This is a genomic window from Paenibacillus sp. BJ-4 (assembly GCF_020404765.1).
Lineage (GTDB): Bacteria > Bacillota > Bacilli > Paenibacillales > Paenibacillaceae > Paenibacillus.
On the sequence record NZ_JAIVEM010000005.1, the window covers coordinates 106,359 to 130,820 of the forward strand.

Genomic DNA, 24,462 nt, shown 5'->3' on the forward strand with positions numbered 1-24,462 from the left:
TTGAAATGCTTCAAAAAGTACAGGAGAGCGCGGTAAAACACTTGTCTGATAACGCATTGACGCAGAAAAGGGATAAAATAGCATTGCGCACCAAGCTGGCGGACAAAAGCTGATGAACAGAAGCCCTGCGCGGAGCCGCTTTGCGGTTTTCGGGCATCAAAAAAACTCCCGAATCACATACTATCTCCATAGTAAGGGACGAGAGTTATCGTGGTACCACCCTAATTCGCAGCCATTTCGCAACGGACTGCCTTCAGCGGTCATAAAATGACCGAAAGGATAACGGTTTTCTGCCGATTGCATCTAATGCCGGAAAATAAATTTCCTAGCCTCGGTGCAATAACTCAGGAGCGCTAAAGAACATTACTCCGCCATCGGCTTCCACCCAAGCACCGATTCTCTGAGGACGAAATCAATATCTTTTCTCCATCATGGTTGTTGTCGTTAATAATTTTTTCATAATGTATCACGGCTTACACGGCCATGTCAATAGGAGATACGACATGTGTGGATAGCTGAGTAGATTATAGTTATAGTATGCGGAATAATTAAGATTTAGGTCTTCTTGAATCCGCCCGACTTTTTGGCTATGATGCTAAAGAAGACTATGCAGAGGACTAACTAATCATGAAAAAGCTCAAAGTGAAATGGAAAAGAGCGCAAATTCACGAATTGAATGACCGCTTGCTGCTTTACAATTTGTATCTAACCCAGGGACTGACCCTGCTGGTCGGTGTAATCTGGATTATTTTTCAGAAAAGAAATGTGTTGGAACTGTTTGCATTGCCAAACAGTTTACATGTTTTATGGTGGGGTCTGGGATTGGCTGCCGCTATGCTTCTGGTGGATCTGGTGCTATCCCGAATTATGCCTGAGGATGCCATGGATGACGGCGGTATTAACCAATTACTGTTTCAAAATCGTCCGATTTGGCATATTATTTGTATAGCTGCCGTCGTTTCGATCTGTGAGGAACTTTTGTTCAGAGGTGCAATTCAGTACAGTTTTGGCCCTTATTGGACAAGTATTTTGTTTGCAGTCATCCATATCCGATACTTGCGGCATTGGATTCCAACCGGCTGGGTGTTCCTTAGCAGTTACGGTTTGGGCTACATCTACGTACAGACTGGCAGCCTATGGGCGCCGATCATTTGTCATTTTGTGATTGACCTGATATCAGGTTTAGCGTTACGGTTTCGGAGGTATGAAGAATGAATCAGGAGCTCAGCAGAGTGCAGACCTATGGTAGTCGTCGATATGGTCGCAAAGGTAAGGAGGAGGACAGGTCCAAATCAAAACCAGTCCGTTCCCGTGCTTCACGGCCCGTGCCTGAATTGACCCACGTTGCCGCTGCACCAGAAGTTGCTGTGATGATGGAGGATGACGCTCCTGTTAGTGAGTACCGTACGCGGGCAGAAATGTTTCCGTCCCGTCGCCTCCGGGTAAGCAAGTGGTTTTTGAATTTTTTGAGTACGCTGTTTGTACTCATTACAGCAGCGCTACTATGGTGGGGCATCAAGGGTGCACCGCCCATCAGTAAATTGCTCTGGTGATAAAAGGGTGCATGAAAAAGGCCATCACCTCCGCACAGGGTTTTGCGGGGATGAGGCCTTTTTAGCCGTCATCTATCGTTGATCATCAAACGTAGACTAAGTCATGTTAGCTGGCGGGAACCTCAATGCTACGAGGGTCAACGAACTGGTAACCCTTTTGCTCAAGGCGGGTTAATAGGCTATCCAGTGACTCAGCTGTCCATGGGAGTTCATGCATCAAAATATTGCTGCCTGGATGTAGCTGCTCCGTTACATTTTTGAGAATTGCCTCCGTTTTATTAAGCTGACTTTTCTTCATAGTCCAGTCCAGTGAACCGACGGACCAGGTCATGTACAGAAGCCCGTTTTCCTTGGCAACCTTGCGGCCTACGTCCCCGCCTGCACCATGAGGAGGGCGGAAAAACACCGGTGCTTGGCCCGTTGTATCCTTGACAATCTTTTGCACGGTTTCAATCTGTTTTTTGACCTCAGCCTCCGGTTTATTCTTTAGCACGATGTGATCCCAGCTATGGTTGCCAATAGGCTGTCCACGGTCATGGATAAGCTTGAGCAACTCAGGATGCTCCTTCACACGGTAACCATTTACGAAGAAAATAGCTTTGGCCTTGTGCTTGTCGAGTGTATCAATGATTTTATTAATCATCGACGCTTCCTTGGGACCATCGTCAAAGGTAAGCAAAATCACCTTTTTTTCTGCTTCTTTTTGGTTGGGAACCACATTATATGCTTTGTCCAAATGATATGTTTTATCGGTGGCAACCACCGTAGCTGACTCTCCCGTCTTGCTGCTGTCAACGACGGGCTTGTTTTGTTGTGCCGTTGTTTTACCTGCTGAGTTAAGATCATCACGGTTCGTTTGATTATGGTTGATTGTCTCGGAAGAAACGGTTTTCAGTTCTTTGGCGTTGGTACTTGTGTCAGACGCAGCCGGAGTCTGGCTGGTGCCGGTAGCCGCCGATTCCGGCTTGTTCGCCGTACAAGCACTAAGCAGCAGACATGCAGTCAATAAAATGGCTGCTGTTTTTGTACCCATTAATGCATCTCACCTTCCTGTATTTATGCCGTATGAGTTTGTCTTTCCTGACGAACACTAAGCTCGATTCTACCACAAAGGGAGGTTCTAATTGTGAAAACATCTTCATTTTTCCTGGGAATCGTTTTGGGCGCTGTCGCAAGCACTCTGATCTCCCGTAACCGCAACATGTTGGGCTTATCCATGGACATGGATGGAAAAAAGAGCGGCAATTTGGTGCAAAAAGCCCGCACCAAAATGATGGACGCAGCATTTCCCGGAATGGGCGATATTACGTTGAATAAACAAGACACCCATAAGGATCATGATCAACATTCCAAAACAGTTCATACGGCCCAAAACAAAGAAGAAAATATGAAGTTGATTAAAGACTTTATCAGCAGCAGTCCCGATGTTAAACGTGAGGTCGAGCAAATACTGAAGGAAACTCATACAGCCGTACCGGGATTATAACCCTGTAACCTCTATCTCGAATCATTTTGCGGCTTTTTTGTGAAAGCCGTTCAAATGATTCTTTTTTTTCTCATTTTTATTTCGTGCATTTACGATTATAAAATGATAACATGATTACATAGAACCATTTTCATCACAGGCATCATAATTGCATCATAATCTGTTAATAACACTCGGCTGCCAGGAGGAGGGTCCAGTATGAAAATAGAAAGATTAAGTCAGGACAAGATACGGATTTTCCTTACCTTTGACGATTTGAGCGAACGCGGTATCCAAAAGGACGATATGTGGCAAGAAATTCCAAGAGTCCATGAGCTGTTCACCGAAATGATGGATCAGGCTTACAGCGAGCTGGGCTTCGATGCCACGGGACCGTTAGCTGTTGAAGTCTTTGCGCTTCCTGCTCAGGGAATGGTTGTTATCGTCACTCGGGGGAAATACGATCACCAGCAGTATGGCTCGGGTCCCGATGAGGAGCTTCCAGAGGAAGTCTACGAAATGGAAGTCACGTTAGAACACAGTGATTCCATCGTTTACGCGTTTAGTGATTTCGAAGTACTCATAGAAGCGGCTCACATGCTCCGCAGCAACACTACGGAAGCAGGTAAGTTGTATCATTATAGAGGAAAATGGATTCTACATTTGGAGCCAGAAGAGGTAGAGGAGTCCAAGCTTGCGGCCTTGATCGCGGTTCTTGCCGAATTCGGGGAAGGCTCATCGATAACACCAGCAATGCTGGAGGAGTACGGCAAGCTAATCATTCCTGAACAGGCCGTTGCAGTCATCTGCACTCATTTTGACAGCCGTTCTTAATCGGGCTTTAGAAAGTGATATTGAGGTAAATTTGTCGGCTCTGCGCTGAATGCAGGGCCGACTCATTTTTATGGGGGGATGATCGGTGCTTCTGTTTTCGGTTTTAGCGGCAGCTACAGCGCCGGGTCTCGCCTTATTGATGTATTTTTACTTGAAGGACAGATATGATTCGGAGCCATTGCACATGGTTGTAAAAGTGTTTCTACTCGGCTTTTTGGTGGTGCTTCCTGTCATGATTTTTCAGCGCGGGCTGCTGCTTTGGCTAGGGGATAACACCTTAATCCAGGTGTTCGGCATTTCGGCCGGAGTGGAAGAGTTTTTTAAATGGTTTTTGTTGTATCATATTATATATAATCATACTGAGTTCGATGAACCTTATGACGGCATCTTGTATGCTACTGCGGTCTCGCTCGGATTTGCAACGGTAGAAAATCTATTGTATGCCTGGGCAGGGCACGCCTCTGTGAGTATGATGTTGATGAGATCGCTGCTACCAGTGTCCGGTCATGCGATGTTTGGAGTAATGATGGGCTACTACATGGGCAAAGCCAAGTTTTCAGAGGGGTGGAAGAGCAAATACATGCTGCTTCTGTCACTGGTGCTTCCATGGTTTTGGCACGGAGTATATGATCTGATTTTAACGAAGTTCAAGCATGACTGGGTTTGGTTTATCATTCCTCTAATGGCATTTTTGTGGTATGGAGGCATGGCGAAAATCACTCGAGCTAACAACCGTTCTCCTTTTAGATTATTGAAGCGGGAAGAAAAGGTTAATATGTAACAAAAAGGGACACACTGATCTGACAAACCTGTCAGAGAAAGAGGTGTCTTTTTTGCGTATAAAAGTGAGAATTCATTGTAAAAGATGCGGGGAACGCTTTGTGCTTAGAGGACGCATAGAGCAAGGGCAAATTCAGACCGGCTTTAAGCGTTGCATATGCGATCATTGCGAGTTTATTGTTGAACTCATGGAAAAGCATGCATAAGAGAGCTTTCTTCTTGTCACACTATCGGTAGTGTACTTGAAGAAAGGAGACTCCCAATATGTATAAGCGACTTAGTTCCGTATTGTTCCCGATTGTTGCCCTGATCATGATAGGAGCATTTGTGTGGGGTTATCGGGAAAGCCAGATGAGAAAAGAGGTATCTCTTCAGGCAAGAAGCATGTCGATTAAAGCGGAAAATCAATATCAGCGTGCGTTTCATGATTTGTCGTTTCATATGGATCAACTGCATTCCCAACTTGGTAACGCGGTTGCTGTCCATAATACTTCACACGCGATGCACCGCAAATGTTTGATGAACGTGTGGAGAATTACAAGTGAGGCGCAAAATGAGGTTAATCAGTTGCCACTCAATGTGATGCCATTTAATCATGCGAAGGATTTGCTGTCACATGTATCTGCATTTTCGTATCAGACTGCCGTACGTGATCTGGATCACGAGCCTTTGAATGAGAAAGAAATATCCAATCTAAAAACGTTATATAAAAATTCTAGAGAAATTTCGAAAAACATGCACGAAGTTCGGCAAAAAGTCATTAGCAAAAACTTGCGATGGACGGATGTGGAAGCTGCGCCAGGCTCCCAAACGGGTCCAAAGGATAACACCATTGTTGATGGCTTCAAGACGGTGGACAAAAAGGTGGAGGGCTACAAGGAGCTGGATTGGGGACCTTCTGTAGCCAGTATCTATGATAAGCGCTCAGTGAAAAAATTGAATCTCCCGGTCGTGGATGCGGCGCAAATTAAGCGGAATGCTGCCCAGTTTACAGGAAAACCGGAAAGCCAGATTCGTGTACAAGAAAACGGTAAAGGCACAGAGTGGGCGTCATATACAGCCACCCTGTTAAACAAGCAGAAGCCTGTGGCAAGCATGGATTTTACGAAAAAGGGCGGTAAGCTTATTTCCTATCAAGATATGAGAGCTGTAGGTCCTAAAAAAGCAACCCGCAATGAAGCGGTTCGCTATGCAAGTGAATTCCTTGAACAAAAGGGTTACACAGGAATGAAGCCTGTTGCTTATGATGAAAGCGGAAATTTGGCTAACATTACATTTGCAAGCCTGCAAGAAGACGTGATTGTCTATCCAGAAAAAATCACGGTCAGATCGGGACTTGATAACGGAGAAGTGATTGGATTTCAAGCCAGTGACTATGTACATGAGCACACTGACTTCCGTCGCATCCCGAAGGCTAAACTGAGTTTGGAGGCTGCACGAGCGAAGTTGAATCCTGAGTTTCGTGAAACTTATCACCGTAAAGCATTAATTGAAAATGAACTGTCAAAAGAAGTTCTGTGTTATGAATTTGGCGGTAAAATTAATGGCTCCATTTATCGGATTTACATTAATGCCGATACGGGGATGGAAGAAACGATTGAGCAAGTGAAAGATTCGGATGATCCTCAGGCTACTGCAGGCAATATATAATTAGTGCTGTTGTGTGAAGAACTGAATCATTAATCGCTCTAAACCTCCTTGAATTAAGGGGGTTTTTTGCACTTTAGTCATGGTTTAAACAAATAAAATGCTTAAAATAGGAATAAAGTCGTGGTATTATAGACCTTAATCAGAATGTTTAATGGACAAGGACGGTGAATGGTTTGTTTCCTAAAATTAATGATGTGTTATACATACAAGTGGCTGGTAACGATCACAAGGATGAACTTTTTGAATTCAAGTCGCGTATTGCGGAAGAGGAGTCACAGAATTTTCTGATTGAAATCCCTATATCACAAACGAGTGGACACTTGAAAAAGCTGTTTTTGGGGGAAGAGCTATCGATATTTTTTATGAGTGAGGGCGGAATTAAAAACTATTTTAACACCCATGTCACGGGCTTTAAAGAAGATGTGCTGCGGATGGTTCGCATTCAAAAGCCAGACCCAGATAGCATCAGTAAAATTCAGCGTCGAAACTATCTCCGGGTTAAGGCCAAACTGGAAATTGCAGTAAAATATGGTATAAATGAATCAAGGTTTGTAGCAGAAACGCACGATGTAGGAGGCGGGGGCGTTTCTTTTCAGACACAGGGAGCCCACCATCTAGAAGAAGGAGAATCCTTGTCCTGCTGGATTTTGGTTCCGTATAAAAACGGCACGTTGGAGCATGTTTCGTTCCAGTCTGAAGTTGTACGTATTCAGGAAATGGAAAATGGCCGCAGGCTCATCATGATGAAATATGAGAAAATTGCTGATCAGGAGCGCCAAAAACTGATTAAATATTGCTTCGAGAAACAGTTGGAATTTCGGGAAAGAGCCTAATCCACCGAGGGTCTTCTTTTTCAGTAAACCTGCCGTTCATTTTGCATCGTCTATAAATGTGTGGTATAATTTTCACGTCGCAGGCAATGCCTGCTTTTTTCTTGAGGTTAGGTTAGGAGGAATTCCCCGTTGGCAAGGCAGCATGTATCTTCAAATAATAAAATAAATGTAGCTATCGATGGACCTGCTGGTGCAGGGAAAAGTACAGTGGCCCGCTTGGTGGCGAAAGCACTTTCTTATGTATATGTGGACACCGGAGCCATGTACCGGGCAGCAACGTGGTACATGATGTGCAAGGAAATTCCGGCGGAAAATGTAGAAAAAGTGCTTCAACATGTACCTGAGCTGGTGATTGAATTAGTACCGGACCCCACAGGCCAAAAGGTTTATTGTAACGGGGAAGATGTAACTACAGTAATCCGCTCTATGGAAGTGACCAGCAAGGTATCACAGTTTTCGAGTATCGCGGGTTTACGCACACGTTTGACTGAAAACCAGCGTGAAATGGCTGCGCGTAAGGGCGTCGTTATGGACGGGCGGGACATTGGAACAACTGTGCTTCCCGATGCGGAAGTTAAGATATTCATGACTGCAAGTGTTCAGGAACGTGCCTCTCGGCGTTTTAAAGAATTGAACGGAGCTGATGATATCACTCTGGAGCAGCTCGAACGTGACATTGCGGCACGTGACAAGTTTGACGAGGAGAGGGATGTATCCCCACTTCGTTGCAGTGAGGACGCCATCGTGCTGGATACGACCCATATGGGTATTCAGGATGTCGTGGATACGATCGTATCTTATTGTGTGGCGGAGAAAGATGGGGAGATCAGCCAATGATATATACGGTATGCGCCAGTATTTTGCGTCTCATTTACCGCATTTTGTTTAGACTTGAGGCGGTAGGCAGGGAAAATGTCCCTGCTGAGGGCGGAGTATTGTTGTGCTCTAATCATATTAGTAATCTTGACCCTCCTACAGTTGGTATTTTGCTGAAGCGAAAGGTTCACTTTATGGCAAAAGCCGAGCTGTTTAATATTCCCGTACTGGGTCCACTGATCGACAAGCTGGGAGCTTTTCCAGTCAAACGCGGTGGTGTGAGTAAGGAATCAATCAAGCTGGCATTGAACATTTTGCGTGATGGCAAGGTGATGGGGATCTTCCCCGAAGGCTCCAGGGGAGCTGGAGGGATTGGTAAAAAGGGTGCTGCCAGCTTTGCGCTGCGCAGTGGAGCGGCTGCCGTTCCGGTCGCCATTGTTGGTGATTACAAGCTTTTCTGTAAAACAAAAGTGATATACGGCAAGCCTGTCAATTTGGATGCTTACCAAAAGGGTGCCGATATCGAGGGAGACCCGCTTGAACTTGCGACAGAAGCAATTATGTCACGTATCCGTACGATGAAGGAAACAGGCAAGCCTACGAATAACTGAAAGGCTTGCATGAATTATGTCTAAGCTCGGAAAACTAGGACAAAAGTTTATTTGATGTTTTGAACTCTGCCATGCGCAGGTTTAAATAAATGGTTTTTTTGAATTGAGGAGGGTATTGACATGTCGGAAGAAATTAAAAATCAAGAAGCTGCTGAAGCGGCAAATCAAGACGAGCTCGATCAAATCGTCTCCCTGAAAAAAGGTGACACCGTTAAGGGTACGATCGTGAAATTGGAAGATAACCAAGCGGTAGTAAGCATTGGATATAAATACGATGGAGTTATTCCAATTCGCGAATTGTCTTCTGGTTTGGATAACACAGAAGAAGCAGTACAAGTAGGTCAAGAAGTCGAAGCTAGAATCATTAGCATCGATGATGCCAAAGAAAAGCTTGTTCTGTCCAAACGTGCAATCGACAGTGAAAATGCTTGGGAAAAGCTGGAGCAACTGTTCGAAAGCAAAGAAGTGTTTGAAGTAGTAGTAAACGACGTCGTTAAAGGCGGCATCGTGGTAGACGTGGGCGTACGTGGATTTATTCCTGCATCCATGGTAGAACGTCATTTCGTTGAAGATTTCAGCGATTACAAAGGCCGCACATTGCGTGTTGTTGTAAAAGAGCTGGATCGCGAAAACAACAAAGTGATTCTTTCTCAAAAAGACGTTCTGGAAGCAGAATTTGAAGCCAACAAGCAAAAAGTAATGGCTGAGCTGAAAGAAGGACAAGAAATCGTAGGTACGGTTCAACGTCTCACTCAGTTTGGTGCTTTTGTTGACGTAGGTGGCGTGGATGGTTTGGTTCACGTATCTGAGATCGCTTGGACTCATGTTGATAAGCCTTCTGATGCTGTTTCTGAAGGGGATCAAGTAAAAGTAAAAGTCCTGAAAGTAGACCCTGAAAAAGGAAAAATCAGCCTGAGCATGAAAGCTGCACAGCCTGGTCCTTGGGAATCCGCTGCTGGACAATTTAATAACAATGACATCGTAACTGGTGTTGTAAAACGTCTGGTTAACTTCGGTGCATTCGTTGAAATCGCTCCTGGTGTGGAAGGTTTGGTTCATATTTCCCAAATTTCCCACAAACACATCGGAACTCCACAAGAGGTTCTGGAAGAAGGACAAGAAGTGAAAGTTAAAGTTCTTGAAATGAATCCTTCTGAAAAACGTGTTAGCCTGAGCATTAAAGAAACTGAAGAAGCTCCTGAAGCTGCTCCAAAAGCTGAAAGAGCACCACGGGCAGCTCGTGCGCCTCGTGAGGAACTGAACAATCCGAACGTTTCGCTCAACAATTCCGGTCTGAGCATTACGCTTGGCGAACGTTTTGGTGATAAGCTGAACAAATTTAAATGAGTTTTTAATCAATACACTTTATAATAAGCATAACGTACACCATCGGCGGACCCAGAGGGTTCGCCGATTGTTGTTACGTGACCATATCGCCAATAAGAATGTTTTTTGCTATGATGATAGCTGAGAATGACAGGAGGAGTGAATTTATGGCAAGACCCGTTGTGGCTATCGTTGGTCGCCCGAATGTGGGAAAGTCCACTATTTTTAATCGGATTATCGGGGATCGTTTGTCCATTGTTGAAGATAAACCTGGAATCACCCGTGATCGTATATACGGTATATCGGAGTGGAATGGTAAATCCTTCAGTATTATTGATACCGGCGGCATTGAAATTGATGGTGAAGATGTCATTTTGAAATCCATCCGTATGCAAGCCGAACTCGCAATAGAAGAAGCAGATGTTATCGTATTTATGAGTGATGCAAAAGCAGGAATTACGCAATCGGATGAAGAGGTAGCTCAAATGCTGTATCGTTCGGGTAAACCGATCATTGTAGCGGTAAACAAGGTGGACAACCTCAATCGTGCCGATCTGATTTATGAGTTTTACTCTTATGGATTTGGAGATCCTATTCCCGTTTCCGGTAGCCACGGTACAGGTATAGGTGACCTGTTGGACGCAATTACGTCCAATTTGCCTGAGCTCGAAGAAGAGCACTATGATGAGGACGTGATTCGTGTCGCTTTGATCGGCCGCCCGAACGTAGGTAAATCTTCACTCGTTAACGCCATTCTGGGAGAAGAACGGGTTATTGTAAGTGATATTGCAGGCACGACACGTGATGCGATTGATACGCCTTTTGAAAAAGACGGCCAGAGATATGTACTGATTGACACGGCTGGAATGCGCAAACGCGGCAAAGTATATGAAACGACAGAAAAATATAGTGTCATGCGTGCTATGCGTGCTATCGAGCGTGCAGATGTTGTGCTGGTCGTTATTAACGGCGAGGAAGGTATTATTGAGCAGGATAAGCACATTGCCGGCTATGCTTATGAGGCGGGTAAAGCATCGCTGTTTGTTGTTAACAAATGGGATGTCGTGGATAAAGACGATAAAACGATGCATCAGTTTGAAACTAAAATCCGCGATCATTTCCTGTTCATGACGTATGCTCCGATTGTGTTCTTGTCTGCCAAAACGAAGCAACGCTTGCAAAAGCTGCTTCCTGTTGTACAGCATGTAGCGCAGCAGCATGTCATGCGTATTCAGACGCATTTGCTGAATGATGTCATTTCCGATGCAGTGGCGATCAATCCTCCACCAACAGATAAAGGACGCCGTCTGCGCATTAACTATGTGACCCAGGTTGCTGTCAAGCCGCCTACAATGGTTGTATTCGTTAATGATCCGGAAATCATGCACTTCTCTTACGAGCGTTATCTGGAGAACAAAATTCGTGCCGCCTTCAATTTCGAGGGGACTCCAATTCGTATCTTCACACGGCGCAAGTCTGACGAAAGTTAGGAGCGAATAGGTTGATTTTACAGATCGTTGCTATACTACTCAGTTACCTGCTTGGCTCTGTCAGCTTTAGTTTGCTGTATGGAAAATTAAAAGGAATCGACATTCGCCAACATGGAAGCGGCAATGCCGGTGCGACGAATACGCTACGCGTGCTTGGAAAAGGCCCAGCTATTCTGGTACTACTGCTGGATGTACTCAAAGGGGTTATTGCGGTGCTGTTGGGGCACTGGCTGGGTGGAGAATCTTCCTGGCTACCGGGTTTGTGCGGCATCGCGGCGATTGCGGGCCATAACTGGCCGGTATATTTTCACTTTCGCGGAGGAAAAGGTATTGCCACCGCTATCGGTGTATTAGCATCGCTGACCTTGCTTCCCGCTTTATATGCCGGGATCATTGCGATTCTTGCTATCGTGATCACACGCTATGTGTCCCTTGGATCACTGATTTTTGTCATTCTGACGCCCTGGATTTTGCTTGTGCTTGGATACGAATGGACGTTCTTCTGGACAGCTCTAGTCATTTGCTTGTTTGCTGTGTGGAGACACCGTACCAATATCGTCAAGCTGGCACGAGGAAATGAAAATAAGCTTGGCTCCAAAGGGGGAGATCGTCTTGTCTGAGAAAATAGCTGTACTGGTCGCGGGTAGCTGGGGAACAGCCCTGGCTTCCGTTCTTGCGGCCAATAACAACGATGTCTCTGTCTGGACGAGAAATGAGCAGCAAGCAGCTGAAATCAATGAAAAGCATACGAATGAGCATTATTTACCCGGCTCCATTTTGTCTGATCGAATTTCCGCTACAACCGATATGGAGACTGCCGTATCTGGTGCTAAAGCTGTTATTATCGTATCGCCTTCGGCTGCGGCTCGTCAGGTAGCACGTAGTCTAAAGGACCACTTTACCAAGGATATGCTGGTGGTGCACGCCATTAAAGGCTTTGAAACCGAAACGCTCAAGCGTATGTCCACGGTGATCTCGGAAGAGCTGGAAATTGTGGAGGGTGATATTGCCGTGCTGTCTGGTCCGAGTCATGCGGAGGAAGTGGTGCGAAAATGCCCGACAACGGTCGTTGTAGCTTCCTCCAATGAGAAAGCTGCACAAGCAGCGCAGGAGCTGTTCATGAACTCCTATTTTCGGGTATATACAAACCGTGATTTGCTTGGCGTAGAGCTGTCCGGGGCGTTAAAAAACATAATCGCTCTAGGCGCGGGAATGTCAGACGGACTTGGCTTCGGTGATAATGCCAAAGCGGCTTTATTGACCCGTGGGTTAGCTGAGATTACCCGTGCCGGGGTTGAGATGGGCGCTAATCCACTGACCTTTGCTGGCTTGGCTGGAATTGGTGACCTTGTCGTCACTGCAACGAGTCGTCACAGCCGCAACTGGCGTGCAGGCTCGCTATTAGGACAGGGTCAACAGCTTGATGCTGTGCTGGAATCCATGGGCATGGTGGTAGAGGGGATTCGAACGACAAAAGCGGCATATGCTATCTCACAAAAGTTGGGTGTTCAGATGCCTATTACAGAAGTGCTGTATGGGGTGCTGTTCGAAGGACGTGACGTCCGCAAAGCGGTCGAGGCACTGATGGGTCGTGATCCTAAGACCGAGATGGAAGTCATGCCGCTGCAAACTTGGGAGCAATGGCATTCATAAAGACCGGGTGATCCCAAAAGTAATGTATAGTAAAGGCTGTCTCGTAAGTAGATTTTTCTACGAATGAGATAGCCTTTTTTAGTTAGGCATTAGGCATGTCTTTTGTAAGCTTAATCACCTTTTATCTCCACCATTCATAGACTGAGTTGAGCAATGGCGGAGGAGGGGAGATTGTGAATAAAAACTTTCCGAAAGAAGCGTTGAAGGCCATTAACAAAAAGGGCGGCAAAAACATATCCGAAAATGCGGTAAAAAAGCTGGCAGGCACGGTGAAGGCGGACACGCTTCAAAGTGAAGCGCAGTTACGTCAGCTTATAAGGCAGGTGTCTGCGATGGCCAACATTCCGGTGTCGGAAGATACAGTAAGAGATATTGTTAGTGCCGTCAAAAAGAGCGGAATGAATTCTTCCAACATGGAAGCGTTAATGAAAATGATGATGAAAAAATAAAAAAAGCTAGCCGCAAATGGCCAGGTTTCGCCGTGAACCGGGCAGGTTCGCGGTTTTTTTTATATAATGAAGCAGGTTTCACCTTCTCTTCACTGCACAAAATATCGAACTACCATGCTGAACATGATATAATGATGCCCAATAGGAAACGGGTTGAAAGACAGTAAGGAGGAAACAATGTTGAAGGAGGCTATATCATCGGCGCTATTAAACAGGCTGCCTCACGATTTGACAGCTGCGCTGAGTAGCTTGGCTGAGCGTTGGTCAACGGTGTCGGTTCCGTGGATGCTGGGAGGAAGCTGTTCACTACTGGTGCAGGGAGTTGAGCTGGATCGCCTGCCTCGGGACATTGATATTTATGCGGATATTCAAGCAGCAAAGCAGCTTCATGCGCACCCCCCGGGTGTAAATATAGATCGACAGCAGGTTGACCGCAGCGGCTCGTACGTTTCATTGCTAAGCCATTATGAGCTGGAGGGATTTCCAGTTGAGCTGGTGGGGGGATTCGAGGTGCTCTGTGACGGTGCCTTATACCGCTTGGAGGTCGAGCGGCTCCTTTGGTCGGCGGGAATCCAGCTTAATTTGGGGCGTGCTTCACTACATCTGATGCCACTTAGTCACGAGTTGCTGTTTAATCTGTTGCGAAATCGCCCTGACCGATATAGAGCGATTGCAGAGGTCATGAAGCGTGATCCACAGCGTCATCTCGTGATACTCAAGCAACTGCTGATCAGTAACATTTGGGCAGAGGAGCAGTTAGACAAGCTGGTAGAGCTTTTGCCTTGGCCGGAGTTGCATTCCATAATTCGGATGGGACATGATAAATAGCTTCGTGTGTGTTAAGAGGAAAGACAAGGGAGGACTGTTCATGAATGTGCAGATTACGTTCAAGCCGTCAGGCAGGCGTGTACAAGTCGGTCAGGGTACAACATTGCTCCAGGCTGCCCGTAAAGCAGGTGTATATATTCCCACTCGCTGTGACGGGAAAGCGGCCTGCCTCATGTGTAAGGTACATATATCACCGGAATGGGCTGCATTAGCAGGTCGTCCCAATGATGCAGAGCAGCGTAAGCTGGGACCTTTACTGGAAGAAGGCATACGATTGTCCTGTCAGGCTCGTGCTCAAGGTGATGTAGAGGTGACGATACCGGAGGATAAACTTAAGGCTGCTGTCAGGCGGCAACTTGAGCGCCAAGCGATGGATGACGAACTGTGGTAATGTCAAATGAAAAATATTTTTTTCTTTGGGGGCTATGATGAAAACTTATATTTACATGGTAAGGCATGGTGAATCACCAAAGACAGAAGGGAATGAAAGAACAAGGGGGCTTACAGATAAAGGAAAAGTGGATACGAATCGAATAACTGAGTTATTGAAAACTGAGGGGATCGAAGTTTTTGTATCAAGTCCATATCAACGAGCAATCCTAACTATTCGGGAGTTAGCACAATGTTTAGGAAAAGAAATTTTAATTTTTGAAGATCTTAAAGAAAGAAATTTTTCCGCAGATGATATCCGAATGCCTGATAGTGAATTAATGCCTTTACTGAATCGGTCATTTTCTGATCCAAACTTTACTTTGTCGGGTGGGGAGTCTAATGCGGATTGTCAGAACCGAGCAATAAAGGTCCTAAAAGAATTATTAAAGACATATCAAGGACAGAAAATAGCAATTGGCACACATGGAGCCGTAATGACTTTAATGATGGGATATTACGATAGTCAGTACGATTTGGATTTTCTGCTACATACATCTAAGCCGGATATATATAAAATGGAATTTAATGGTCAAGAATTAGTAGAAGTTAAAAGATTATGGAGCGTCAATTAACAACAATTTTAAACTAGCGGAAACGATAGTAAATACCGAACATAAGCCCATCAATTTACGGCGGGTTATACTTTGCTAAAAAATAAACAACAAAGGATGTTATCCGACGACTATAAAACGGTCAGTCAGGAGAACGTCCTTTTTTATATGAAGTCTGGCGCCGAAGTCATGGGGAAACCCCTCTACGCATATATTAGATGAGTGGACCCAAACGTAAAATATTGTTTTGCAGTGATGGCCGTGACCTACTCTATTTTTTCAAAAAAATGAACATATTTTACGGAAGGGATACATATGATGGTATCAGTCCAAATGCATGTACGAGTTTACGCCGTTTCGCCGATTCCATCAGTCTCCTGAATCTCGGCGGCGGACGACTTCCGGGCATTTTAAAGGCTGTTCTGCCGCATCTGGGATCAAGCAGTTGGTTGAACACGAAGCGGATGCTCTTTAAGCATTTTTCCTTCGGAGACTTTTGAGGAGGGGATTTCATTGGAGAAAGTGGACATTTTTAAAGACATTGCCGAACGCACCGGAGGAGATATTTATCTTGGGGTCGTTGGCGCAGTACGAACAGGAAAATCAACGTTTATTAAACGGTTTATGGAGACGATTGTTCTGCCCAACATTACAAGTGAGGCGGATCGTGCCCGCGCCGTAGATGAGCTGCCGCAAAGTGCAGCAGGCAAGACGATCATGACGACGGAGCCTAAATTCGTACCGAATAATGCCGTCCAGATCAAAGTAACGGAAGGACTGGATGTGAATGTACGTCTAGTTGACTGTGTAGGATACGCAGTAGAAGGAGCGAAGGGTTACGAGGATGAAAATGGCCCAAGGATGATCTCTACACCCTGGTTTGAAGAGCCGATTCCATTTCAGGAAGCGGCGGAAATTGGTACACGAAAAGTTATTCAAGAGCATTCGACGCTTGGTGTTGTGGTTACGACAGACGGCACGATTGCTGAAATTCCGCGCAGTTCTTACGTGGAATCAGAGGAACGTGTCATTGAGGAGTTGAAGGAAGTTGGCAAGCCATTCGTGCTCGTCATTAACTCCACGCATCCGCGTAGTGATGAAACACTCCAGCTTCGCAGTGAGCTGGCTGCCAAGTATGATATTCCGGTCATGACACTCAGCGCAGCGACGATGACGGAAGATGATGTTACAGGCGTGCTTCGCGAAGTATTGTATGAATTTCCGGTGCATGAGGTGAATGTGAATCTGCCGAGCTGGGTCATGGTACTGAACGAAGATCACTGGCTGCGTAGCAATTATGAAAATTCCGTTCGCGATACGGTTAAAGATATCCGACGCCTGCGTGATGTAGATCGGGTGGTCGGCCAGTTTATGGAATATGAATTCATCGACAGAGCCGGATTGAGCGGGATGAATATGGGGCAGGGTGTAGCTGAAATTGACTTGTATGCGCCGGATGAGCTGTACGATCAGATTTTGGTTGAGGTTGTAGGGGTGGAGATTCGCGGCAAAGATCATTTGCTGCAAATGATGCAGGATTTTGCCCATGCCAAACGGGAATATGACCGCTTCGCTGAGGCACTAGAAATGGTCAAGACAACGGGATACGGCATAGCCGCGCCGTCGTTGGCCGAGATGGCGTTAGACGAACCGCAGTTGATTCGTCAGGGTACGAGGTTTGGGGTGCGCCTTAAGGCAACTGCGCCTTCCATTCACATGATCCGTGTCGATGTAGAATCGGAATTTGCTCCGATTATCGGGACAGAGAAGCAAAGTGAGGAGCTTGTGCGCTATCTGATGCAGGACTTTGAAAATGATCCGATCAAAATTTGGGAGTCAGACATTTTCGGACGTTCGCTGCATTCCATTGTTCGTGAAGGGATTCAGGGCAAGATTGCCATGATGCCAGACAATGCACGCTACAAGCTGCAGGAAACGCTGGGTCGTATCATTAATGAAGGCTCCGGTGGTCTCATTGCTATTATTCTTTAAGCGTAATCCAATGAAAAAGTGCAAGTAAATAAAGTATTAGACTAACTCACAAAACGAAACAGCGGCAGCTACGGACGAGAAATAAAGTCCTAGGCTGCCGCTGTTTTATTGAACGAACATTTCTCGTAAACGGGATGTAGTTTCTATTGCGACGATACACTTGTAATTAAATCTGCAATAAACGATTTTTCTTCTGGATCGATCATGCAGCGATTTGACTGACTATTGATTGACAGCGTAGTTCTGACACTCGACAGGACACCCCAAGTATTCAAATACTTTGTGTGCAGAATCGTCACCCGGCAAGAATACTTCAACTCTAGGAAATATGCGGTTGCATACAGAAAGATGAATTTGCTTGTAACGAATGGGAACTAACTCACCTGAGGTTTCCATTTCCATTCTGGCCAAAATGGTTCTTGATTGCTCAACTTCGTTTGTCAAATCCTTTGGCTGCTTATTCCAATACTTACGGTTGTTTCTGTTTTGAGTTGGGGAAAGAAGGGCTCTAAACAGGCTGGCTAATACTTTATTTTCTCGGAACATCTACGTTATTTTTTTATAAAATTGTCGTATTTTGTAATATAAACTCAGAAAATATTTTTATCTTCACAAAACCTATTTACATACTTGGTTTAACGCGATATATTAAGTATCAAATTTGAATCATTTTGTGGATTGCACGAGGGGGAAATAAAATCATGAATATCCAAAAAGAGCTCCAAAGAAACAAAAAGCTAGGGCTGGGGGCGATCATGCTGCTGGTGCTGGTTCTGCTGGTCACTGCATGTGGCGCGCCGAAAACAGAGAGCGGCACTCAAGGGACAAGCACTGCGGGATCGAATACAGCAGACGGAAAAACAGATAGTTTAAATCTGAAAGGTAAACGTGTTGCGCTGATCATGGAGTTTAACACGGGCACATTCTCGCAGCAGTATGTTCAAGGTGTGGAAGAGGAAGTTAAGAAATTTGGCGGAACACTGACTAAGTTTGTAGCAGATAACGATAAGGCTAAAATGGCTTCCTTGCTTGATAGCGCGATTAACCAGCAGTTTGATGTGATTTTAACCGATCATGGTGATGCGCTGCTGGAGACAGGACTGAAAAAAGCAATCTCTCGCAATATTCCGGTTATCGTGTTCGATGCAGACGTTAACGTTCCGGGTGCGGTAGTGCTCTCACAGGATGATCAAAGCATGGCTGAGCTGACGTTGGAGCAAATGAAAAAGGATATTGATGGTAAAGGCAACATCGTAAAAGTATGGGTTGCCGGATTTGCACCGATGGAACGTCGTCAGGTTGCTTACGGTGCATTTTTGAAATCTAATCCGGATATAAAAGAAATTGCGACTTTTGGTTCTGCACAGAATCCTGCTTTAGATACACAAGCGAAGATGGAGGCTGTGTTGAAACAATATCCCAAGGGCGAAATTACAGCTGTCTGGGCCGCCTGGGATGAATTCGCCAAGGGTGCAGCCCGTGCCATCCAACAAGCGGGACGTACGGAAATTAAAGTCTATGGCATTGATATGAGCGACGAGGACTTGCAAATGATTCAGGACCCGAAAAACCCTTGGGTGGCTTCGGCAGCCGTAGATCCAACAGATATCGGGCGCGTACAAGTGCGCTATGCATATCAGAAGCTGCATGGAGATAACCCGGAGGAGAAGGTGGTGTTGAAGGCTGTTTATGTGCAACGCGAAGCGCTGCCAGATAAGCAAATTTCTACATCCGAGCTGTCTCAATATGTGAAGGGATGGGGCCAAAGCGAGCAAGGCTATAAGGATTGGATGAAGGAATATGAAACGTCCAAATAAAATGTATGCATCATGCAGAGGCGCGCTTCGGCGCGCTTTTATCATAAGCAGGCGTGAGGGGGTTACTATGAGGAATGAGTTCACAAGTATATACACTGGAGATGAAGAAAATCAGCAAGCGCTTTGCTGGTGTGGACGCCCTGCGAGCCGTGGATTTCACAGTGCATGGCGGCGAAATTCATGCTCTGTTGGGTGCTAACGGGGCAGGCAAAAGCACGTTGACGAAAATTTTGTCCGGCGCATATCGTTCCGATCAGGGAGCCATCGTAGCCGGTGGCAAGGAACTGAGCATTAGCTCACCGTGGGAGGCCAAAAGAGCCGGGATTCACTGTGTGTATCAGGAGGTCGATTCGGCGCTTGTGCCTCAGTTAAGCGTCGCTGAGAACATTATTTTAGACGATTTGTCAGCACCTGAAGGACGATGGTGGACCGCGCCGGGTTCTATGCGCAGACGAGCGCGTGAGGCCTTGGCACGGCTGGAGACTGATATTGATGTAAGGCAATACGTGTCTGAATTAACATTGGCAGAAAAGCAGCTTGTACTTATCGCACGTATTTTGACACAGCAAGCAAAGACGATCATTTTTGATGAGCCTACAGCGCCGCTCAGCGAGGAAGAAACGCGTCGCTTGTTCCGTACGATCCATACCCTCAAGGACGAGGGGGTTGCATGCATCCTTATCACACATCGGCTGCCGGAGGTCATTGAGCATAGTGACCGTGTTACGGTGATGCGTGACGGTGAGCGTGTGTTCACGGGGTCTGCCTCTGATTTAAGTGTAGGCGAGATTGTTACGCATATGCTTGGGAAAACATTTGAAGAAGAGTTTCCAAAAACAGAGGTTGCTATTGGGGAAACGATCCTGGAAGCGAGAGGGCTTTGCAAGGGTTTACGAGTTCATGGCGTTGATTTGCAGGTCAGACGTGGAGAAATTTTGTCTATTGTGGGATTAGTCGGTGCTGGCAAGACGGAGCTGTCACGGCTTCTTACAGGGGCAGACAAGCCCGATAAGGGTGAACTGGTCTTTAAAGGCCGCTCCATTCGTTTGAGAGAGCCTGCGGATGCGGTAGTGCAAGGGATTGTGTCTATACCCGAGGAACGCCGGAAGCAGGGTGTACTGATAGAGGAGAACGTCGAACGAAACCTTAGTCTCCCGCTCTTGGGAAAGCTGAGTGTTCTTGGTTTCATCAGTCGCCCCAAAGAACGTGCTAACGGTAATAAGGTCGTCGCATCTCTTGGCATTAAGACACCATCTCTGCGCCAAAATGTTAAACATTTGAGCGGCGGGAATCAGCAAAAGGTAGCGATTGGAAAATGGCTGTATTCCGGAGCGGATGTGTTTGTTTTTGACGAGCCGACCAAAGGTGTGGATATCGGGGCAAAAAGTGATATTTTCCGTATCATTGGTGAACTGGCGGCACAAGGAAAAGCGATCATTTATCTCACCTGTGAATTTGCTGAGGGGATCGGCATTGGTGATCGGATTGCAGTGATGTATGATGGCAAAATAATTAAGGAATTTGCGCGGGGCGAAGTGGAACAGGAACAACTTCTGTTATATGCTAGCGGCGGTGAAGAGGTGCATTCATGAAGGAAAAATGGTTAAACGTCTCATTTCGTTACGGGGCTATCGTTGTGATTATTGGTGTGCTGGCTTTTTTTTCAGCTACATTACCTTATTTCTGGACGTACGATAACTTAATGGACATTCTTGGTTCGATTGCTATCGTAACTTTCGTCGCTATTGGTGTGACGTTGTCACTGATCGTGGACGGTTTTGACCTGTCGGTTGGAGCTACGGTATCTTTGACGACAGTAGTTTCAGCTTCGTTGATGGTCTGGTATGAGCAGCCTGTTGCGGTGGTCATTATCGTATCTTTGGCTGTCGGAGCTTTGGTTGGACTATTAAATTCATTGCTGATCATTAAACTACGTATTCCCGATTTGCTGGCAACCCTCGCAATCATGTATATTGTAAGTGGGATTCATAAAACGTACGCACAAGGCTACACCATTTATAATCATATGCAGTTTCCTGATGGCAGCAAGGCTCCAGGAGAGATATCTTCTGCATTTCTTCTGTTGGGGCAAGGTAAATGGCTGGGTATCCCAATTTCAGTTATTTTGCTGCTGTTGGCCGTAGCGGCGGTGCATACTTTCCTGACTTACACAAAGCATGGGCGTCAAATGTATGTTACTGGAGGCAATAAGGAAGCCGCTCGTTTGTCGGGCATACGGGTAAAAAAAGTCCGCACACTAGCCTATGTGGCTTCGGGCGTATTTGCGGCGATAGGCGGTATATTGTATGCTTCCCGTGTAGGATCGGGACAAATTGACGCAGGCTCTCCATTACTTATGGAGGCAGTTGCTGCAGTTTTCGTTGGTTTTTCGGTCTTTGGAGCGGGTAAACCCAATGTCATCGGTACTTTTATTGGCGCGGTGCTGATCGGGGTGCTGGTTAATGGACTGACGATGATGAATGTACAATATTTCGCTCATGATATCGTCAAGGGCGTAGTGCTGGTGCTTGCGCTGGCTGTTACTTTTTACGTGTTAAACCGTCGCCGTACTTGAAATTGTCTGTGGACTGTATTACTATAAACCTTGTTCCACGCAAGAAGGGTGCCATATAACGCCAGTTTCGGCCTATATTGCGGAGGTTAGGTATATTCTATGTATATTTAACGACGAAACGGAAACAGATGATAACATTATGGAAGGCAGCATGCCGCCCGGGTTATTTTATACAGGCGACTTCGTATCGGTCTACAGCACCGATAACCTTAATGCTGGACTACACTTGAATTAGGAGGTGAATATTATGAATAAAACGGATTTGATCAATCAGGTTTCTGAAAGCACTGAATTGTCCAAAAAGGACGTAACCAAAGCCATTGACGCTGTTTTTGAGGCGATCTCCGGAGCGCTGCAAAGCGGAGATAAGGTACAACTGGTAGGTTTCGGAAACTTTGAGGTTCGTGAACGTTCCGCACGCAAAGGACGTAACCCGCAAACAGGAGAAGAAATCGAAATCCCTGCGAGCAAAATTCCGGCATTTAAACCGGGTAAAGCGCTCAAGGACGGAATTAAATAAGATTTCTTACATATTCCCATTGCGCTGGAAAGACCGTGAATTTGATTCACGGCCTTTTCTTTTTGTCCTGTTTACTACGGGATAGATTTACTCTAGAGTAGAGGTACTTTGGACAGAAGAAGAGGAAGCTGTCTTGCCGTTCCGCGAGGCATAAGCGATCAGGATCAGTGGTTCACCTGTCAGCTCGGCGAATTCATGCTCCAGCTGTTGGAGTCGCTCGATTTGGGCAGGACTGAGATTGGCGGGATGATAGTTTTTCATCAGATTGGCTCCTTTCGTAAACATATGAGGCTGCACGGATAGTATGGCTCGCGAAACGCTAATTGTTGCAGGTAACGTCGGAAGCATGTGGTTGACAAAACAAGCTCAAATCTCCATCATAAAAAGTATAGCTTCGGCTCTCAGGGGGGAAAAGAAATGGAAGATAACGTGACGGGTAGCAGTGAGTACGTCGTAATTAAAGCAAAAAGCAACGGGTGTCAGGTTTTTGGTCTGACCAGAGGTCAAGATACACGCTTGCATCATTCAGAAAAACTGGACAAGGGCGAGGTGCTAATCGTCCAGTTTACGGATCATACCTCTGCTATTAAAATTCGCGGTAAAGCCGTAGTTATGACCAAACACGGAGTTGTGGATACAGAGGATTAAAATGCAGGCATAGCCTGCTTTTTTTTGTTGTACAATGAGAGTGAGGACCTTTACCATAGCAAGCCCACATTATGGGGTAGGGGTCAGGGGAGGCTCGGATGAAACCTTGGATTGTACTCGGCAGCTCGATTCTCATAACCGCTGCGGCAGCTGTATTGCTGCCGTCCTTACAGGCGCTCGATTCGGGAACCGCAGCTGTCCGTGAGACCCAGGCGGCGATATCGCCTCAGCAGCGAGTGCTGCTGACCGATGACAATCTGGTGGATACGCTCAAGGAGCTTCCCTTGACAACACCGATTGCCAGCGTAAGCTGGGAACATTCAGTCCTGACCCTGGATGTAAAGCTGTCAAAGGAAGAAACTGCGCCGCTGGAGATTTATCAAAATATGGCGGAGCTTGTTGCCTTTAGCTTTTACGGAACGACGAATGTACGGCAATTGCTGTTCCGTGTGGTCACGCAGGACGAGTGGTCGGGTGAACGCCATTTGCTGCTGGCATCCGATATACGCCGGAATGAGTGGACGAACGAAGCCCTGGAACAGCTGAGAAGCCGGGAAGGCGCAGAATTACCTGAGCAATTGAAATCCCGTTTCCGCATCACAGTTACACCCATGTGGCAAAAGAGGTTTGACGGTGTATATACAGATTAGATGTTTCGCCGTTGGACCTACGGTACTTTAGTCGCGAATCATTTTAAATTGTGATATAATATAAGGCATTGCAATTATTTGATACACCAGAAAGTCATGGCTCGGAGGCTTAGGATGAAAGCGTATCGCGTACCCCAATTAGCAAGGAAATATGTGGAATACGACATGATTCAACAACATACGGAAATGCCGGCTTTTCCTGACAGCCGTACCCGTTTGCTATTTGTTTTTTTGAACCGTAATATGCAGGAGCTGCATGCCAGCGAGGATGAGCTGTACGCTTTGGTCACCTCGCTTTTGCAGATGGGACTGGATACGCATGACATGATCGACACTTTATCCGGAATTCGGAGTCCGGAAGAGATGCGTTCCAGACAGCTGAAAGTGTTGGCTGGGGATTATTTTAGCAGCCGCTTTTATCAACTGCTTGCACTGGCAGGCCGCATCACGACCATTTCAAAGCTGAGTGATGCCGTATGTGAGGTCAATGCCGGTAAGATGAGCCTGTATTGGGAGATGAAGCACCTCCGCCTGGATGCGGCTCAGTATCTATCCCAGATGGTTCGTTTTAAAAAGGAGCTTTTTTTATCGTTGACTTCACTTGTGGCAGAACAGGATCGGGATGTTTGGGAGCAGCTTCTCCACGAATTTGCCCTCTGTGATACGCTGGTAGAGGAATGGGACAAGCGAGCAGAACCGGACAAGTCCCGTTTCGGATATATGTTCTGGCATGTTTACAATAACGGGGACCAGAGCGAGCAGGCGCTGCTTTCAGAGAGTGATATTGATACGGAAGCATGGCGTAGTCTTGTTCAGAGATACAAAGCCGAGGATGCGATACTGGACAAGCTTCGTACGGCTGTTATGCACATCCGGCAAATCCTGTCTGATGATCAAAATACGGGGATCGAGGAATTTGAACGCATGCTGGAACCTTTCCTGAAGCTGCTGAATAGTCCGCACCCGGTTGTGAGGGAAGGTTAGGTGAA

General features: G+C 46.1%; 28 protein-coding genes. 26 read left to right on the plus strand and 2 right to left on the minus strand.

Annotated elements, in window-relative coordinates; translation table 11 throughout:
• Positions 1–627 precede the first annotated feature (627 nt).
• Together LCF57_RS01015 and LCF57_RS01020 are read left to right on the plus strand one after the other, a co-directional pair.
• A complete protein-coding gene (locus LCF57_RS01015) occupies positions 628–1,215 on the plus strand; it encodes a type II CAAX endopeptidase family protein (RefSeq protein WP_225999052.1) in 588 nt (195 codons plus the stop codon).
• Positions 1,212–1,553, plus strand: coding sequence for a hypothetical protein (locus tag LCF57_RS01020; RefSeq protein WP_225999053.1), 342 nt, complete (start codon positions 1,212–1,214; stop codon positions 1,551–1,553). Before LCF57_RS01015 ends, LCF57_RS01020 begins: the two co-directional genes overlap by 4 nt.
• Before the next feature lie 106 nt (positions 1,554–1,659).
• Here the strand turns inward: LCF57_RS01020 and LCF57_RS01025 are convergent, their stop codons facing one another.
• Positions 1,660–2,586 (minus strand): polysaccharide deacetylase family protein, encoded by a 927-nt coding sequence (locus LCF57_RS01025; RefSeq protein WP_225999054.1) that lies wholly within the window; start codon positions 2,584–2,586, stop codon positions 1,660–1,662.
• Between the two features lie 93 nt (positions 2,587–2,679).
• On the opposite strand from LCF57_RS01025, the gene LCF57_RS01030 reads away from it, so the two are divergent.
• From LCF57_RS01030 to LCF57_RS01130, 21 genes are all read left to right on the plus strand, one after another.
• Positions 2,680–3,039: a hypothetical protein gene (locus LCF57_RS01030; protein ID WP_225999055.1), complete on the plus strand. Its 360-nt coding sequence runs from the start codon at positions 2,680–2,682 to the stop codon at positions 3,037–3,039.
• Positions 3,040–3,237: 198 nt separating this feature from the next.
• Positions 3,238–3,852, plus strand: a complete 615-nt coding sequence (locus LCF57_RS01035; protein WP_225999056.1) for a genetic competence negative regulator — start codon at positions 3,238–3,240, stop codon at positions 3,850–3,852.
• Positions 3,853–3,937: 85 nt separating this feature from the next.
• Positions 3,938–4,633 carry a glutamic-type intramembrane protease PrsW gene (gene prsW / locus LCF57_RS01040; RefSeq protein ID WP_225999057.1) on the plus strand — a complete coding sequence of 232 codons (696 nt, stop codon included), beginning with the start codon at positions 3,938–3,940 and terminating at the stop codon, positions 4,631–4,633.
• A 263-nt stretch (positions 4,634–4,896) separates the two neighbouring features.
• The gene (ypeB, locus tag LCF57_RS01045; protein WP_225999058.1) at positions 4,897–6,282 is read left to right on the plus strand and encodes a germination protein YpeB; all 1,386 of its coding nucleotides are present in this window, start codon (positions 4,897–4,899) and stop codon (positions 6,280–6,282) included.
• A 173-nt stretch (positions 6,283–6,455) separates the two neighbouring features.
• Positions 6,456–7,115 carry a flagellar brake protein gene (locus LCF57_RS01050; protein WP_225999059.1) on the plus strand — a complete coding sequence of 220 codons (660 nt, stop codon included), beginning with the start codon at positions 6,456–6,458 and terminating at the stop codon, positions 7,113–7,115.
• 129 nt (positions 7,116–7,244) lie between these two features.
• Positions 7,245–7,952, plus strand: a complete 708-nt coding sequence (cmk, locus tag LCF57_RS01055) for a (d)CMP kinase (RefSeq protein ID WP_225999060.1) — start codon at positions 7,245–7,247, stop codon at positions 7,950–7,952.
• Positions 7,949–8,542, plus strand: a complete 594-nt coding sequence (locus LCF57_RS01060; protein WP_225999061.1) for a lysophospholipid acyltransferase family protein — start codon at positions 7,949–7,951, stop codon at positions 8,540–8,542. Before cmk ends, LCF57_RS01060 begins: the two co-directional genes overlap by 4 nt.
• A gap of 120 nt (positions 8,543–8,662) precedes the next feature.
• Positions 8,663–9,889, plus strand: a complete 1,227-nt coding sequence (gene rpsA / locus LCF57_RS01065; RefSeq protein WP_225999062.1) for a 30S ribosomal protein S1 — start codon at positions 8,663–8,665, stop codon at positions 9,887–9,889.
• A gap of 146 nt (positions 9,890–10,035) precedes the next feature.
• Positions 10,036–11,358 carry a ribosome biogenesis GTPase Der gene (gene der / locus LCF57_RS01070; RefSeq protein ID WP_225999063.1) on the plus strand — a complete coding sequence of 441 codons (1,323 nt, stop codon included), beginning with the start codon at positions 10,036–10,038 and terminating at the stop codon, positions 11,356–11,358.
• Between the two features lie 11 nt (positions 11,359–11,369).
• On the plus strand, positions 11,370–11,978 hold the full coding sequence (gene plsY / locus LCF57_RS01075) for a glycerol-3-phosphate 1-O-acyltransferase PlsY (protein ID WP_225999064.1): 609 nt from the start codon (positions 11,370–11,372) through the stop codon (positions 11,976–11,978).
• Complete coding sequence (locus LCF57_RS01080) at positions 11,971–13,011, plus strand: NAD(P)H-dependent glycerol-3-phosphate dehydrogenase (RefSeq protein WP_318840568.1); 1,041 nt, start codon at positions 11,971–11,973, stop codon at positions 13,009–13,011. The genes plsY and LCF57_RS01080 overlap by 8 nt, the downstream gene beginning before the upstream one ends.
• Before the next feature lie 173 nt (positions 13,012–13,184).
• The gene (locus tag LCF57_RS01085; protein WP_225999066.1) at positions 13,185–13,460 is read left to right on the plus strand and encodes a stage VI sporulation protein F; all 276 of its coding nucleotides are present in this window, start codon (positions 13,185–13,187) and stop codon (positions 13,458–13,460) included.
• A 177-nt stretch (positions 13,461–13,637) separates the two neighbouring features.
• Positions 13,638–14,288 (plus strand): hypothetical protein, encoded by a 651-nt coding sequence (locus LCF57_RS01090; RefSeq protein ID WP_225999067.1) that lies wholly within the window; start codon positions 13,638–13,640, stop codon positions 14,286–14,288.
• Positions 14,289–14,328: 40 nt separating this feature from the next.
• The gene (locus tag LCF57_RS01095) at positions 14,329–14,679 is read left to right on the plus strand and encodes a 2Fe-2S iron-sulfur cluster-binding protein (protein ID WP_225999068.1); all 351 of its coding nucleotides are present in this window, start codon (positions 14,329–14,331) and stop codon (positions 14,677–14,679) included.
• Between the two features lie 37 nt (positions 14,680–14,716).
• On the plus strand, positions 14,717–15,292 hold the full coding sequence (locus LCF57_RS01100) for a histidine phosphatase family protein (protein WP_225999069.1): 576 nt from the start codon (positions 14,717–14,719) through the stop codon (positions 15,290–15,292).
• 197 nt (positions 15,293–15,489) lie between these two features.
• Positions 15,490–15,771, plus strand: a complete 282-nt coding sequence (locus LCF57_RS01105) for a hypothetical protein (RefSeq protein ID WP_225999070.1) — start codon at positions 15,490–15,492, stop codon at positions 15,769–15,771.
• 13 nt (positions 15,772–15,784) lie between these two features.
• Complete coding sequence (spoIVA, locus tag LCF57_RS01110) at positions 15,785–17,263, plus strand: stage IV sporulation protein A (protein ID WP_025720972.1); 1,479 nt, start codon at positions 15,785–15,787, stop codon at positions 17,261–17,263.
• Between the two features lie 701 nt (positions 17,264–17,964).
• The gene (locus LCF57_RS01115; protein ID WP_225999071.1) at positions 17,965–19,080 is read left to right on the plus strand and encodes a sugar ABC transporter substrate-binding protein; all 1,116 of its coding nucleotides are present in this window, start codon (positions 17,965–17,967) and stop codon (positions 19,078–19,080) included.
• Between the two features lie 74 nt (positions 19,081–19,154).
• Positions 19,155–20,672, plus strand: coding sequence for a sugar ABC transporter ATP-binding protein (locus LCF57_RS01120; protein ID WP_225999072.1), 1,518 nt, complete (start codon positions 19,155–19,157; stop codon positions 20,670–20,672).
• Entirely contained in the window at positions 20,669–21,655 is a 987-nt protein-coding gene (locus tag LCF57_RS01125; protein ID WP_225999073.1) for an ABC transporter permease, read from the plus strand. The genes LCF57_RS01120 and LCF57_RS01125 overlap by 4 nt, the downstream gene beginning before the upstream one ends.
• A gap of 247 nt (positions 21,656–21,902) precedes the next feature.
• Complete coding sequence (locus LCF57_RS01130; protein ID WP_013310732.1) at positions 21,903–22,175, plus strand: HU family DNA-binding protein; 273 nt, start codon at positions 21,903–21,905, stop codon at positions 22,173–22,175.
• Positions 22,176–22,262: 87 nt separating this feature from the next.
• On the opposite strand, the gene LCF57_RS01135 is transcribed toward LCF57_RS01130, so the two are convergent.
• Positions 22,263–22,523 (minus strand): hypothetical protein, encoded by a 261-nt coding sequence (locus tag LCF57_RS01135; protein ID WP_225999074.1) that lies wholly within the window; start codon positions 22,521–22,523, stop codon positions 22,263–22,265.
• A gap of 69 nt (positions 22,524–22,592) precedes the next feature.
• Between LCF57_RS01135 and mtrB the strand changes: the two genes are divergently transcribed.
• The 3 genes from mtrB to LCF57_RS01150 all read left to right on the plus strand — a co-directional run bounded on the left by mtrB (position 22,593) and on the right by LCF57_RS01150 (position 24,457).
• Entirely contained in the window at positions 22,593–22,823 is a 231-nt protein-coding gene (gene mtrB / locus LCF57_RS01140) for a trp RNA-binding attenuation protein MtrB (RefSeq protein WP_013310730.1), read from the plus strand.
• A 98-nt stretch (positions 22,824–22,921) separates the two neighbouring features.
• A complete protein-coding gene (locus LCF57_RS01145; RefSeq protein WP_225999075.1) occupies positions 22,922–23,473 on the plus strand; it encodes a hypothetical protein in 552 nt (183 codons plus the stop codon).
• A gap of 114 nt (positions 23,474–23,587) precedes the next feature.
• Positions 23,588–24,457: a heptaprenyl diphosphate synthase component 1 gene (locus LCF57_RS01150; RefSeq protein ID WP_225999076.1), complete on the plus strand. Its 870-nt coding sequence runs from the start codon at positions 23,588–23,590 to the stop codon at positions 24,455–24,457.
• The last annotated feature ends 5 nt before the right edge of the window (positions 24,458–24,462 follow it).